Source organism: Rhodococcus cercidiphylli (genome assembly GCF_033042225.1).
Taxonomy (GTDB): Bacteria; Actinomycetota; Actinomycetes; order Mycobacteriales; family Mycobacteriaceae; genus Rhodococcoides.
Genome location: NZ_JAWLKE010000002.1, coordinates 387739 through 401944, shown reverse-complemented (window position 1 = coordinate 401944; position 14206 = coordinate 387739). Strand labels below are relative to the sequence as shown.

Sequence of the window (14206 nt, the reverse complement as noted above, 5' to 3'; positions counted from 1 at the left end):
CCTCCGTGGAGAGAAGATCGGACGCGCCGGTCAGCGCTGGCCGTAGACGTTCTGATAGCGGTCGTACAGTGCGTCGACCTTCGAGCTCGGAATGGGAAGAGGTTGTCCCAATTGATATGCCAGGTGCACCGACCTCGCGACGTCCTCGCACATCACCGCGGCTTTCACCGCAGATCGGGCGGACGGGCCGACCGCGAAGACACCGTGGTTCTGCATGAGGATCGCCGGAGATCGACTGTCGGCGAGGGTGTCGACGATGCCGCGTCCGATCGAGTCGTCGCCGATCACGGCGAAGGGGCCGACCGGAATGTCTCCGCCGAACTCGTCCGCGCACATGGTGGTGACCACAGGGATGGGTTCTCCGCGAGCCGCCCACGCCACCGCGTACGGCGAATGTGTGTGCACCACACCGCCGATGTGTTCGAGGTGCCGGTAGACATAGGCCTGGGCCTCGGTGTCCGAGGACGGTGCATGGTCACCCTCGAGCACCCTGCCGTGCAGATCGCACACCACCATGTTGCCGGGCGTCAGGTCGTCGTAGGACACGCCACTGGGCTTGATGACCATCAGGTCCCGACCGGGGACCCTCGCCGAGACGTTGCCTGCCGTCCACACGACCAGCCCGTACCGCACCAGCTCGGCGTGCAGGGTGCATACGTCGCGACGGATCTCCTCGATGACCTCGCGCACATCGTCGACGACCGTCATGACGCGTCCCCCTTTCGAGTCAGTGCGTCACGTCGAAGCGCCCGCAGCCGGCGCATGGTCGGCACGTCTCGGCCGAATCGATCGTGTAACTCCAGATAGATCTCGAACAGGGAATCGTAGGCCGCCGAGCGTGATTCGTCGGGTACGAATGCGGCCCGACGTACCTTGCCCATCGATTTCGCCGCGACGGGTACATCGGGGTAGCACCCGGCTGCAACCGCGGCATGGATGGCCGATCCCAGTGCCGGTCCCTGTGCAGAAGCGATGACCGACAACGGCATTCGCAACACATCGGCGTATATCTGCATCAGGAGCGGGTTGCGTGCCAACCCTCCCGCTACCACGAACTCCTCGACCGGAACGCCGCTGTCGCGGAACGTCTCCACGATGACGCGAGTTCCGAACGCCGTTGCTTCGAGCAGCGCGCGGTAGGTGTCCTCGGGCCGCGTCGCCAGCGTGGTTCCGATGACCAACCCGGAGAGTTCGTGATCGACCAGGACCGATCGGTTTCCGCTGTGCCAGTCGAGCGCGACGAGCCCGTGCTCACCCACGTCCTGCGTCTGCGCGAGACGCGTCAGGTGCTCGTGTACCGACTCACCCGCCGCTTCCGCCGCCTCGCTGTACGACGCGGGAACCGAGGTCCGTGTGAACCATCCGAAGATGTCGCCGACGCCGCTCTGTCCTGCCTCGTAGCCGAAGGATCCGGCGACGATTCCACCGTCCACCACCCCGCACATTCCGGGAACTTCCTTGAGGACGGTCGAGCTCATCACGTGGCACGTCGAGGTTCCCATGATGGCGACCATCCGGCCCGGTTCCACCGCTCCGGCCGCGGGGGCCGTCACGTGCGCGTCGACGTTGCCGACAGCGACGGCGATGCCCTCGGGCAGCCCGGTCCATCGCGCGGCCTCAGCGGTCAACGTACCTGCGCGAGAACCCAACTCGCCCAGGGGCTGATCGAGTTTGTCGGCGACGAAGGAACCGAAGCCCGGTGCCAACTCTCTGAGAAAGTCCGCGGACGGGTAGTGCCCGTCCTGATAGATCCCCTTGTATCCGGCAGTGCACGCATTGCGCACGTAATGTCCGCAGAGTTGCCAGACGATCCAATCGGCCGCTTCGACCCATCGGTCCATCGCGTCGTAGATCTCGGCGTCTTCCTCATGGATCTGCAGCGCCTTGGCGAATTCCCATTCCGAGGAGATCAGTCCGCCGTAGCGAGGGAGCCAACTCTCACCGCGCTGCTCTGCCAGATCGTTGATGCGGTCCGCCTGCCCCTGTGCTGCATGGTGTTTCCACAATTTCACGTACGAGTGCGGCCGATCGGCGAAGCGCGGATCCTCACACAGCGGAGTGCCGTCGGCGTAGGTGGGCACCATGGTGCACGCGGTGAAGTCGGTACCGATGCCGACGACCTGGTCGGGTTCGATGCCCGCGGCGGCCAGAGCGGCAGGCACCGCGCGGCGCAGGACGTCGCGATAGTCGTCGGGCACCTGCAGTGCCCACGCGTCGGGCAACCGAACCGTGCCGCCGGGCAGCGTCTCCTCGAGCACCGCGTGTCGGTAATCGTGGACTGCCGAGGCAATTTCGGCACCGTCGGACACGCGAACGACGACGGCGCGTCCGGACAGGGTGCCGAAATCGACACCTACCGTGTACTGGTCAACCGGCATGCAAAACTCCTTCGCGGTGCCACTTGCTGTGACGTGTGCAACACAGTGTGAGCGCTAACATCGGTCGAGTCAAGTGCGTGGGATGCATCGGTTCATCGAGTGCGAGGCGAGAGTGTTCACTCGCGCCGATTCGAGTTTCTCGTCAACGCACCTATTCGCAACTGTGCATACTGGTGTGAGGCAGGCCACAGGTGCGATCGGGTCGATGATCTCGGCTCGATGAGCACACAACTCACTCGACGAAGAGGAGAACTCATGGCAGACAACCGCGCAGTGACGTACGCAGGACCGGGCAAGGTGGAGGTCCAGGACATCGCTTTTCCGGGCCTGGAGTTGACCGACGGCCCCGGAGTGAACCCGGCGAACATCGGCCGCAAGTGCGAGCACGGAGTGATCCTCAAGGTTGTCTCGACCAACATCTGCGGCAGTGATCAGCACATGGTTCGCGGGCGAACCACTGCACCCGAGGGGTTGGTGCTCGGTCACGAGATCACCGGTGAGATCGTCGAGGTCGGTAGAGACGTCGAGTTTCTGAAGGTCGGTGACATCTGCTCCGTACCGTTCAACATCGCCTGCGGCCGGTGTCGTAACTGCAAGGAGCGCAAGACCGGAATCTGTCTGAACGTCAACCCCGATCGACCGGGTTCGGCATTCGGCTACGTGGACATGGGCGGTTGGGTCGGCGGCCAAGCCGAATACGTCATGGCACCGTACGCAGATTTCAATCTGCTCAAGTTTCCCGATCGTGACCAGGCCCTGGAGAAGATTCTGGACCTGACCATGCTGTCGGACATCTTTCCCACCGGGTTCCACGGGGCGGTGACCGCAGGGGTGAAACCCGGTGCGACGGTGTACATCGCGGGTGCGGGTCCGGTCGGCCTCGCCGCCGCTGTCGGCGCACAACTATTGGGAGCGTCGGTGGTGATCGTCGGCGACATGAACGCCGACAGGCTCGCCCAAGCGCGAACGTTCGGTTGCGAGACCGTCGACGTGGGCAAGGGAGCTCCGCAGGATCAGATCGAGCAGATCCTCGGAGTCCCCGAGGTCGACGCGGCCGTCGATGCGGTGGGATTCGAAGCCCGTGGCCACGGCGGAGATTCGTCTCGTGAAGCGCCTGCGACGGTTCTCAACTCGTTGATGGACATCACCACGGCCGGCGGCGGAATCGGCATCCCGGGGCTGTACGTCACCGGAGACCCCGGTGGCGTGGACGAGGCGGCCCAGCGCGGCGCGCTGTCGTTGAGTCTCGGCACCGGTTGGGCGAAATCGCTGTCGTTCGCCACCGGTCAGTGCCCGGTGATGAGCTACCACCGTGAATTGATGAATGCGATTCTGAAGGAACGAGTCTCGATCGCCAAGGCAGTGAATGCCACCGTCATCTCGCTCGACGACGCACCACGCGGCTACCGTGAATTCGACAGCGGAGTCGCACAGAAGTTCGTCATCGATCCCCACGGCATGATCGCGAGCTGACTCCGTCCGGACCCCTAGGCTGGTGTCATGTTTCTTCTCTTCGGTTTCGGCAGCAAGCGCAAACACATCGGCCCGGGGGCAACCCGAAACTGTCCGCGGTGCCACAACACCACCCAGTGGGCGCGGATGAAGCAGTACCAGCAATTCACGCTGTTCTTCGTTCCGGTCGCACGCTGGAAGCGCGTCGAGTTCGAGGAATGCGGAATCTGCGGTAACGCAGCGCAGGTCTGAAGTCCGCACGCCGAGCCGGCAGCCCGCGACGACGCGGGCTGCCGGACCGACGAGTGCAGCTCACGCCGGAGCCAACACCACCACCGAGTTGTGTCCGCCCATTCCCAATGACGATTTCACGGTCAATCCTGCCTCGGCGGTGGTGAATCCGTCGAGCAGCAGGGGATGAGCATTCGAGACCTGCGGGGCCGCCGGAACGAGTCCGCGCTCGAATCCCATGACTGCCGAAACGGTTTCGACTGCCGAGGCCGCCCCCTGGCAATGTCCCGTCAGTGGCTTCACCGAGTACACCTGTGCGTGTGATCGAAGCACCGTCTCCAACATCGTAGTTTCGGCCGCATCGCACTGTGCGGTGCCGGGGCCATGAGCGTTGAGATACCGCACCTGCCGGGCAGTGACGTCGGCGTCGACCAACGCCTGCTCGAAGCAGGCCCGCACCTGGGTGAGCGCAGGGTCGATCGAGGTGGCATGAAACGCGTCGTGTGTCATCGAACCGCCCAGTACCCGCGCGTACGAGGCCGAGCTTCGCGTCGACAGAACGAATGCCGTTGCAGCCTCACCCATTCCGAACCCGCGGCTGCCTTCCTGGAAGGGGCGGCAGCCGTCCTGGGGCTCCACGTCCACGATGCCGACGCCCAGTTTCACGAAGTGGTCGATGTTCTCCGGAGTCAGAGACAGATCGGTGGCCACGAACACCACGTCGTCGACGAACCCGGTATCGAGCCACATCTTGGCGGTCAGCAGCCCTGCATTGCCCGACGCGCACATCGCCGAGACATTCATGGCCGGCCCGTGAAAGCCGTATTCCTGCATCAGTAGGGACACCGGAGTCGACGGCATCAGCGTGAGATAGTCACGAACACGGCGCTGGCCGCCGTTGTGCAGATAGAAATTACGCCACTCGTCCACTTCACCCAGGACGACGGCGTGGATGAGACCCACTCGTCGACCGGGTTGCCAGCCCCGCGCCATCGCGTCGTCGATGGCCTCCCGCGCTGCCCCGCGAAGTACCCGCCCGAATCGGCTGGTGCCATCGCTCTGGTCCCCGCCGTCGGGGACTTTCGCCAGCCACACCGGATTCTGCCCCGGTCGGGTGTGGTCGTGGTGCAGTGTGGCCGCCGCCTTGCCCGTGGACAGGCCGTCCCACAGGGCGGATGCGCCCCAGCCGTAGCCGGACAGTGCGCCGATACCGGTGATGTCGATGCCGAGAAAGCTCACGTCGAAATCCGTTTCTTGTCGAGTTACGCGAACCGGATTCGGTTCGCTCCTCGATTTAGCCCCGCAAACAGGCGTCAGGTCCAGCCGAGAAACCGGACATAAAGTTCAAAACAGACATGAGCCGCCAACGGCACGTTCGTAAGTGGTTCAATCGGGTGTTGACCGTCCGTCTACGATCGCGAGGACCGAGCATGGCTCCAGGGGAGCGTGATGGCGTCGGCGACCCCCGATCGAGTCCCGCGTTGCCCGGGCTCGCCGATCGCTACCGGGTTCTCGTCGAGCATTCGCCGGACGCCATCGGGGTCCATCGGCGAGGCATCCTCGTCTACCTCAACCCCGCCGGGATGCGATTTCTGCGTGCCGAGGCAGCAACGGACGTCATCGGGCATCCGATCACGAAGTTCATCGCTGCCGAATCGGTGGGCCCCATGCTCGCGCGGATCGCCGCCCTCGACACACACGGCACCGCCAGCGCCGCGTCGGAAGCGACGGTGCTGGCCCTCGACGGGACGACACTGGCGATGGAAGCGGTATCGGTGCGCACGGTGTGGAACGGTGAGCCGGCGTTTCAGGTCATTCTTCGCGATCTCACCGAACACAAGGCGGCGCAGAAGGCGCTGCAGAAGCAAGCCGCTCTGGTCGAGCACGTCAGCGATGCCATCATCGGTGTGTCCGCGGACGGTCTGGTGTCGAGTTGGAATCCCGCTGCGGAGTCGGTCTACGGTCGACCGGCAGCGGACGTGCTCGGCCGTGACGTTTCGGCGGCCGTCGGGGTGCCCTGCGATCCGGCCGCGATTCTCGCTGTCGGCGGCCGACTGACGGATTCCCATCGACATGCCGAAGGGACGGCGCTTGCGGTGATCGTGTCGGCTGCCCAGATGCCCGACGGTTACGTGTTGGTCTGCGCCGACCAGAGCGCAGTACGCAGAGTCGAGGATCATTTCACCGCGGTCGTGGAATCGCTGGAGGCCGGTGTCGTCGTTCTCGATCACACCGGCCGTATCGAATCTGCGAACCTGGCTGCGAAGACCATTCTCGACATCCAGGTCGGGTTGGCGACCGCAGGACAGGCATCGGTTCTTCCGTTTCGGGTGTACGGCACCGACGAAGAGCCGATTCACCCGTTCGAGCATCCGGTCGCCGTCACCAGGAAAACCGGTGAGCCCTGCCAGGCGGTGATCGGGGTCGAGCGTCGCCGAGACGGTCGGAACTTCTGGTTGTCCTTGACGGCGACGATGCTCACCCCGGTCGACCCGAACCCCTCCGTGGTGGCGACATTCGTCGACATCACCGACACCTACCGGATGAGCATGAAGCTCGAGCATGCTGCGACGCACGACGACCTGACCGGTCTGCCGAACAGGCCCCTGATTCTGGCTCGCCTGGACGAACAGCTGGCCAAGCCCGATCGCGAGGACTCCATGGCCGTGCTGTTCATCGACCTCGACAACTTCAAGACCATCAACGATCTGCACGGTCATACCGTCGGCGACGCCGTTCTGGGGGTGGTCGCAGACCGACTGACGCGCGCGCTCCCGGCCGATGCCTTCGTGGGTCGTATCGGGGGTGACGAGTTCGTGGCGGTCGTTTCGCGGTGCGTCGGTACCGAGGCCGACGACGTTCGTGCCGAACTGGCCACTCCCATCACCGCCGCGGGGCGGGTGTTGACGGTGACGGCGAGCATCGGTGTCGTCACCGTCGACCGCGACGACACTCGAAGTGCATTGGACATACTCGACGATGCCGATCACGAGATGTACCAGGCCAAGCCCACGACTCAGTACATTTCGCATTCATAACAACATCGGTAACGATCTGTTGGAGCTGTTACCAAAGTTACGCATGATACGTACGGGTCGGACATACTTCCTCGGTGACATCCACCGCACGCAGGTTCCTGTTCGTCGTCCCGATGGTGATCCTGACTGTCGCCGGACTGCTGTTCTCCGCCGCAGGAACAGGTGCCGCTGCACCCTCCGCGTGGCGCTACACCATGGTGGCGTTCAGCAACGACAGCGATCGAGACATGGATGTCTACCAGTCCAGCGACGGCACCGATTTCACAGCACTGCAGACATCGACGTACCGACCTCCGTCCGGAGTGGTGCGCGACGCGAGTATCTTTCGGCACACCGACGGGATGTACTACGTGACGTACACGACCGGCGGCGGTGCGAACATCGGCTTCGCGCGCAGCAGTGACCGCGTGAACTGGACGTTCCTGCAGAACTTCCCGATCCCGTTCTGCTGCGCTTTCCTACCGGGCACCGGAGCCGGTACCGGATCTGCCAGCCCTTCCGGATTCAGTGGATCGGCCGGCTTCTCGGACGGACCGTCGTTGTCTCCGTTCACCACGAAGGCATGGGCACCCGAGTGGTTCGTCGAGGGTGACCGCGTCAGCATCATCGTCTCGCTGTCGACCGGCGGCGGGTTCGTGCCGTATCTGATGACGGCCATGGATCCAGGCCTGCGGATGTGGAGCTTCCCGGTTCCGTTCGTCGGCATCGGAGCGGACCACATCGACACCACGGTGGTCAAGGTAGGGCCGACCTACCACGCGTTCACCAAGAACGAGACCCACAAGGTCATCGAGCACTGGACGGCACCGTCGTTGATCGGGCCGTACACCGTCGTTCCCACCCGCGATTTCGGACCACTGAAAGAAGGCCCGGCAGTCATCGAGTTGCCCGACGGCACCTGGCGGTTGTACTACGACGACTACACCAACCGAAAGTACTTCTACTCCGACAGCACGGACGGGCTGAACACCTGGTCCGAGCCACAGGAGCTTCCGGGTGTGTCCGGCACCGTCCGCCACGTCGGTGTGATGAGAGAACCTGCCTGACAGCGGGGTTCGCGTCAGTCGGTGGTTCCTGCGAGTGCTCGCAGCCCGGCCGCGATGAACTCCCCGGTGGCCTCGGCGGCCTTGCCTGCACCGGCCCCGGTGTCGGAGCCCGACAGCGCACGGTAGGTGATTCCCTCGCCGATCACTCCGAGTTTGAAATTGGCGAGGGCGAGGTAGAAGCCCCAATCATGAAGTTCTCGACCGGATTCCACTGCGTAGTGTTGCGCGAGGTCTGCTGCGGAGGGGTACCGATCGCTCGTCCAGGCAGCGTCCGCGCCGAGGACCGCATCGAAGACCGGTTGGCGGTAGATGCACATCAGCGCCACGTCGGTCAGCGGATCGCCGAGCGTGGACATCTCCCAGTCCACCACCGCAGCAACGGAACCGACGTCATGTGCGTCGAGAATGGTGTTGTCGACGCGATAGTCGCCGTGCACGATGGACGACGCAGATCCCGCCGGTACTGCTGCTTCCAGCGCACGATGCAATCGTTCGACGTCGGGTAGATCACGAGTCTTGACTCGTTCCCACTGCCGAGCCCACGTCGCGACCTGTCGCGAGACGAACCCGTCGGGACGGCCGAAGCTGCCGAGGCCCACAGAGTCGGGATCGACCGCATGCAGCCTGGCGAGCACTCGGACCAACTCGGCGGCGTTCTCGGTGACCTGCGCATCCGTCAGATCGCGAAGATCCTCGCGGCTACGAACGACTCGGCCGGGTACGAAGTCGACGACGGTCATGGGTGCACCGAGCACCGAGCCGTCTCGATCGAACGCAATGGTCCCGGCGACCGGAACGTCGGTGGATGCAAGCGCTTCCGTGACGGCCCACTCGCGGGCCATGTCGTGCGCCGAGGGGGTGAGCCCACTCGTGGGAGGGCGGCGAACAACCCATGTCGAGGAGTCGTCGAATGCCTTGTAGGTGAGATTGGAGCGACCCCCGCTGATCATCTCGACCGACAGTTCACCGTCGACCTCGATGCCGTTCCCTCGCAGGAACTGCTCGAGCGCATCGCGATTCATGCCCGGAAGTTCGCTCACGACTGTGCCTCCCGCGCTGCGCGCTTGGCTGCACCGATCGTCCGCTTGGCGATGGCCCAGCGGTGTACCTCGGACGGGCCGTCGTACACACGGAACGGACGCACCTCGCGTGAGAGCCTCGCCAGCGGAAGATCGTCCGATACGCCGAGCCCCCCGCACATCTGAATGCTGCGGTCGACGATGCGGAAGATCGCCTCGGCGGCGAACGTCTTGGCAATGGAGGTCTCGTTGCTCGCGTGCCCACCCCGATCCAGCTCGAAGCAGGCCTTGGTCAACAGAGCGCGGGTGGCCGCGATGTCGATCTCGTTGTCCGCGACCATCTTCTGCACCATGCCCAGATCGCCGAGTTTGCCGCCGAAACCCTCGCGCTGCGCAACCTGTGTGACGGCGATGTCGTGGGCTCGCCTCGAGGCCCCGAGCCACCGCATCACGTGAGTCATGCGGGCGGGTCCCAAACGCACCTGGGCGTAGGCGAATCCCTCGTCGACGGCCCCGAGAACGTTGTCGTCGGGCACGAACACGTTCTCGAAGAACACCTCGCAGTGCCCGCCGATCATGGCTTTGTCCAGGGTGCCGATGTGACGGCCGACCGTGATCCCCGCGGTGTCCGCAGGGGCCAGGAACATCGTCGCGCCGCCGCGATCTCCTGGCTTACCGGAGGTGCGGGCCATGATGATGAAGAAACCTGCACCATCGGCACCGGTGATGAACCACTTGTGTCCGTTGATCTTCCAGCCACCGTCGACCCGCTCGGCCGCAGTGGTCAGGGCCGAGGGATCGGAACCGGCACCCGGGGCGGGTTCGGTCATGGCGAATGCCGAGCGCATGTCACCGCGCGCCAGGGGAGCGAGAAACTGCTCCTTCTGCGTCGTCGATGCGATGTGGGCGAGCATGTGCACGTTGCCCTCGTCGGGTGCGCCGAGGTTGAGAGCGATCGGTCCGAACAGTGAGTAACCGGCTTCCTCGAACACCGGAGCGCGGTCACTCATGGACAGACCGTGGCCGCCGTATTCGACGGGGGCATGTGGGGCGAACACGCCGGCATCCTTGGCGGCCGCCTGCATCTCGACGCGAAGTCGATCGCCGCCGGCATCGGCGACGTTCCCCAGAAAGCGGTCCTCGATGGGAAGCACGTGTTCGCGAGTGAACGTGCGCGTCCTCTCGATCAACTTCTCGATGTCGGGGTCGAATGTCAGATCGATGGCCACGATGCGCTCCCATTCCGGTGCCGACCGAACACTCGCTCGGTCACTGGAAGGTTGGCACAATCACTCGATCGGGTCAAGGATTCCGGGGCAGCTACTCCCGCCCGCCGGTCGTAGCTCCGACCGTGCGACGGGCAATGTCGAGATACACCGCCACCAGCTCGCTCGGAGACAGCGGCCCGTCGGGTCGATACCACGTTGCGACGCCGACGCACATCGTCGTGACGGCTCGGCTGGCATCCGCCGGGTGCGGAGTGTCGAAGACGCCGGACTCGACGCCGTCGACGACGATGGCGTCGAGCACTCGTTGCTCCTCGTCCCGCTTCGCGATGTACGCGGCGCGATTCGCGGATTCGAGGCTGCGGATCTCCGTCGAACACACGAAGGCGGCGTCGCGTCGGTGAATGTGGAACAGCAGCAGGGACTCCACGACCGCGTCGAACCGATCGCTCGGCAACGGACCTGCTTCGTTCTCGGCCGATCGAGTCCGATCCAGCAATTCGTCCATCGACGCGTCCATGATGCCGACCAGCAGGGCCTGCTTGGATGGAAAGTGGTGGTACAGGCCGGGAACGGACAGGCCGGCACCTGCCGCGATCTGCCGCACCGATGTGCCGTGGTACCCCTGCTCGACGAACGTGTTCAGCGCCGACGCCAATGCTGGGGAGAGGTTCGATCCCTCGTACGTGCGCCAGATGTGGGTCGCGGTCATGCGCTTACCGTAGAGGTCGACCGGGGTGTCACCGGCCGCTACGCACCGGGTTGACACCGAAGTTGTGATCCGCAACACTGTGAACACCTTCACCGAGCGAGTGTTCGGTCGGTCCTCCTGGGCCGAGATTCCGGTCAACCGAAAGGGCCGTCCATGACCCTCGACAGAGCGATCGGGCCTGCAACCGTCCTCGACGGATGGCGTAGGAGAGTGTCCGATGCCCCGGACCGGCCGGCGCTCGCGTACTTCGACACCGTGCTCACCGCCCGCGAGGCGGACGAGGCATCCGACGCCCTTGCGGCCGCCATGATCGACCGCGGGGTGACGCGCGGCGACCGTGTCGGCATCTATCTGCAGAACATTCCGCAGTACCCCCTGACCTTTCTCGCGCTGTGGAAGATCGGGGCGGTCGCGTTGATCCTCAACCCGATGTACCGCAATCGCGAACTGCGAACGCTGATCGACGACGCTGAACCGATCGCGCTCGTCTGCGACGAACACGATCTCGAAGCCCTCGGTTCGACACTCCTCGGTAGTACGGTTCGGCTACTCGTGAGCACCAGCGGACTGGACCTGCAGGCTCGCAACGACCCGCGCGTCTTCTCCTCGACGTCTCGTGTGACCCCCCGACCCGACGACGATCTCATGGGCCTGATCGATCTGTACCGTGGCCGGCCCGTTCCCGAATTCGCCCCGCAACCGGACGATCTCGCACTCCTGGCCTACACGTCCGGAACCACGGGACCGCCGAAGGGTGCGCAGATCTCGCATGCGAACGCATTCGCGACGGCTCTGGATTTCGGGGAACGCGCCGGTCTCGCCGACGGGGACGTCGTGTTCGCCGTCGCGCCGCTGTTTCACATCACCGGCGCGATGCTCGACGCGGCGGTTGCTCTGATACGCGACTGTGTGCTCGTCTTCGCTCACCGTTTCCATGCGGCAGTCACTCTCGACGCCTTCGTCGAGCACCGCGTCACGTACACCATCGGGTCGATCACGGTGTTCAACGCGATCTCCGAGACTGCAGGTGCGACGCGTGCCCACTTCGAGTCGGTGAAGGCCTTGTACTCCGGCGGCGCGCCCATCCCGCCCGCAACGGTCACCGCTTTCGAGTCCGCATTCGGGTGCTACATCCACAACGCGTACGGCATGACCGAAACGACAGCGGGCGTCATCGCGGTGCCGCCCGGTGCCCGAGCGCCGGTGGACTCCGCCAGTGGGTCGCTGTCCGTCGGGCTACCGTTGCCGCGAGTGACGTTGCGTACGTTGGACTCCTCCGGGGAGCCGACGGCCGCGGGAATCGCGGGGGAACTGGAGATCTCGGGTCCGCAGGTGGTCTCGGGCTACTGGCGCAATCCCGATGCGACCGCGTCGACGATGCCCGGAGGTCGTCTTCGTACGGGAGACGTGGCGATCATCGACGACGGCGGATGGGTGTATCTCGTCGACCGACTCAAGGATCAGATCAACGTGTCGGGGTACAAGGTCTGGCCCCGAGAAGTCGAGGACACCCTCTACGAACATCCCGCGGTGTTCGAGGCCGCCGTGGTGGGCAGGCCCGACGACTACCAGGGCGAATCGGTGGTGGCCTACGTATCCCTGCGCAACGGCACCACGGTGACGCCGGATGCGCTGGTGGATTTCGCACGCGACCGACTGGCGGCCTACAAACGCCCGAAGGTCATACACATCATCGACGAACTTCCCAAGACCCAGACCGGGAAGATTCGGCGTGCAGCACTCAAACCTGTTCCAGTGCAAACTCATTCGACCGAAAGCGACACTCCATGACCGTCGGATCATCACGCGATACCCGCTCGGCACCCGATATCTCCTCGCGGAAGAAATCGCTGTTCGCCAGCACCGTAGGCAACGTTCTCGAATGGTACGAGTGGAGCGCCTACGCGGTGTTCGCACCGTTCATCGCGGCGGCGATGTTCAGCCAGGCAGATCCGGTCTCGGCACTGCTGTCGACGTTGGCAGTGTTCGCCGTCGGATTCCTGATGCGGCCCCTCGGCGGCATCGTGTTCGGCCGGATCGCGGACAAGAAGGGCCGCAAGTTCGTTCTCGTCACCACGATGCTCATGATGGCGACCGGCAGCCTGCTGATCGGCATCATGCCCACCTACGGTGCGATCGGTGCCTGGGCCTCGGTACTGCTGTTGCTCGCACGCGTCATGCAGGGATTCGCGCACGGCGGTGAGTCGGCGACGGCGTACTCCTACGTCGGCGAGATCGCACCGCCGAACCGTCGGGGCATGTGGGGAAGCGTCGCGTTCGTCGCGATCTTCGGCGGGTCGGCTCTGGCGTACACGGTCGGTGGCGTCATCACCTCGACGCTGTCGGAATCGGCTGTCGGCCAATGGGGTTGGCGTATCCCGTTCCTGCTGGGAGCACTCCTGGCGTTGTTCGCGCTCTACCTGCGCAAGAACATGGACGAGAGCGAGGTCTTCGATTCGGAGCAGAACAAGGTGGAACAGGCGCCGATCGCACGCAAGACCGTCGTCAAGGCGATCGTGTTGATGATCGGAATGACGTCGGGAATCACTGCGGCGCACTACACCTGGACCTCCTACGTCTCGACGTTCGCCATCACGCAGCGGGGGATGAACCCGGACACCGCGTACTGGATGCTCGTCGTCGCTCAGTTGATTGCGCTGGTGTCCCTGCCGTTCTTCGGTCGTCTCTCGGATTCGATCGGTCGACGGCCGATGCTGGCCGCCTTCGCCGTGCTGATGTTCGTGCTGCAGATCCCGCTGACGATGATGATCTCGACGCAATGGTGGTCACTGCTGCTCCCGTCGACGGTGGTGCTGCTCGTCATCGCCGTCCCGGCATCCATCCTTTCCTCGACTCTCTCGGAGAGCTTTCCCACCCGACTCCGCACGCAGGCAATCGGATTCGCCTATTCGTTCTCGGTAGCGGTGTTCGGCGGAACTGCGCCGTATCTCAACCAGCTCTTCCTCGGCCTCGACTTGGGCTGGGTGTTCGGTGTGTACATCATGTTCCTGGCCGCTCTGACCGGTGTCGCCTGCTTCTTCATGAAGGAAACCAAGGGAATTCGACTCGAAGACGTGTGATCCGAACCGGCGGAGTTTGCTCCT

The 14206-nt window shown here is 64.3% G+C and carries 12 protein-coding genes; 6 read left to right on the top strand and 6 right to left on the bottom strand.

What is annotated here, in order from left to right:
• Window positions 1–30: 30 nt before the first annotated feature.
• Entirely contained in the window at window positions 31–708 is a 678-nt protein-coding gene (locus R3P95_RS05485) for an L-ribulose-5-phosphate 4-epimerase (protein ID WP_317547547.1), read from the bottom strand.
• Window positions 705–2378, bottom strand: coding sequence for a ribulokinase (araB, locus tag R3P95_RS05480; protein ID WP_317547546.1), 1674 nt, complete (start codon window positions 2376–2378; stop codon window positions 705–707). The genes R3P95_RS05485 and araB overlap by 4 nt, the downstream gene beginning before the upstream one ends.
• 255 nt (window positions 2379–2633) lie before the next feature.
• Between araB and fdhA the strand changes: the two genes are divergently transcribed.
• Together fdhA and R3P95_RS05470 are read left to right on the top strand one after the other, a co-directional pair.
• Window positions 2634–3851, top strand: coding sequence for a formaldehyde dehydrogenase, glutathione-independent (gene fdhA, locus R3P95_RS05475; RefSeq protein WP_068046827.1), 1218 nt, complete (start codon window positions 2634–2636; stop codon window positions 3849–3851).
• 27 nt (window positions 3852–3878) lie between these two features.
• Entirely contained in the window at window positions 3879–4082 is a 204-nt protein-coding gene (locus R3P95_RS05470) for a zinc-ribbon domain-containing protein (RefSeq protein ID WP_068046830.1), read from the top strand.
• A 60-nt stretch (window positions 4083–4142) separates the two neighbouring features.
• Here the strand turns inward: R3P95_RS05470 and R3P95_RS05465 are convergent, their stop codons facing one another.
• Window positions 4143–5300, bottom strand: coding sequence for a beta-ketoacyl synthase N-terminal-like domain-containing protein (locus tag R3P95_RS05465; protein ID WP_317547544.1), 1158 nt, complete (start codon window positions 5298–5300; stop codon window positions 4143–4145).
• Window positions 5301–5491: 191 nt separating this feature from the next.
• On the opposite strand from R3P95_RS05465, the gene R3P95_RS05460 reads away from it, so the two are divergent.
• Complete coding sequence (locus R3P95_RS05460; RefSeq protein WP_317547543.1) at window positions 5492–7099, top strand: sensor domain-containing protein; 1608 nt, start codon at window positions 5492–5494, stop codon at window positions 7097–7099.
• A 113-nt stretch (window positions 7100–7212) separates the two neighbouring features.
• The gene (locus R3P95_RS05455) at window positions 7213–8145 is read left to right on the top strand and encodes a glycoside hydrolase family protein (RefSeq protein WP_317547805.1); all 933 of its coding nucleotides are present in this window, start codon (window positions 7213–7215) and stop codon (window positions 8143–8145) included.
• 14 nt (window positions 8146–8159) lie between these two features.
• On the opposite strand, the gene R3P95_RS05450 is transcribed toward R3P95_RS05455, so the two are convergent.
• The 3 genes from R3P95_RS05450 to R3P95_RS05440 all read right to left on the bottom strand — a co-directional run bounded on the left by R3P95_RS05450 (window position 8160) and on the right by R3P95_RS05440 (window position 11102).
• The gene (locus R3P95_RS05450) at window positions 8160–9185 is read right to left on the bottom strand and encodes a phosphotransferase family protein (protein ID WP_317532135.1); all 1026 of its coding nucleotides are present in this window, start codon (window positions 9183–9185) and stop codon (window positions 8160–8162) included.
• The gene (locus R3P95_RS05445) at window positions 9182–10393 is read right to left on the bottom strand and encodes an acyl-CoA dehydrogenase family protein (protein WP_149405229.1); all 1212 of its coding nucleotides are present in this window, start codon (window positions 10391–10393) and stop codon (window positions 9182–9184) included. Before R3P95_RS05445 ends, R3P95_RS05450 begins: the two co-directional genes overlap by 4 nt.
• Before the next feature lie 91 nt (window positions 10394–10484).
• Window positions 10485–11102: a TetR/AcrR family transcriptional regulator gene (locus R3P95_RS05440; RefSeq protein WP_149405230.1), complete on the bottom strand. Its 618-nt coding sequence runs from the start codon at window positions 11100–11102 to the stop codon at window positions 10485–10487.
• Window positions 11103–11255: 153 nt separating this feature from the next.
• Between R3P95_RS05440 and R3P95_RS05435 the strand changes: the two genes are divergently transcribed.
• On the top strand, window positions 11256–12893 hold the full coding sequence (locus R3P95_RS05435) for a class I adenylate-forming enzyme family protein (RefSeq protein WP_317547542.1): 1638 nt from the start codon (window positions 11256–11258) through the stop codon (window positions 12891–12893).
• Window positions 12890–14182 (top strand): MFS transporter, encoded by a 1293-nt coding sequence (locus R3P95_RS05430; protein WP_317547541.1) that lies wholly within the window; start codon window positions 12890–12892, stop codon window positions 14180–14182. The genes R3P95_RS05435 and R3P95_RS05430 overlap by 4 nt, the downstream gene beginning before the upstream one ends.
• Window positions 14183–14206: the final 24 nt, after the last annotated feature.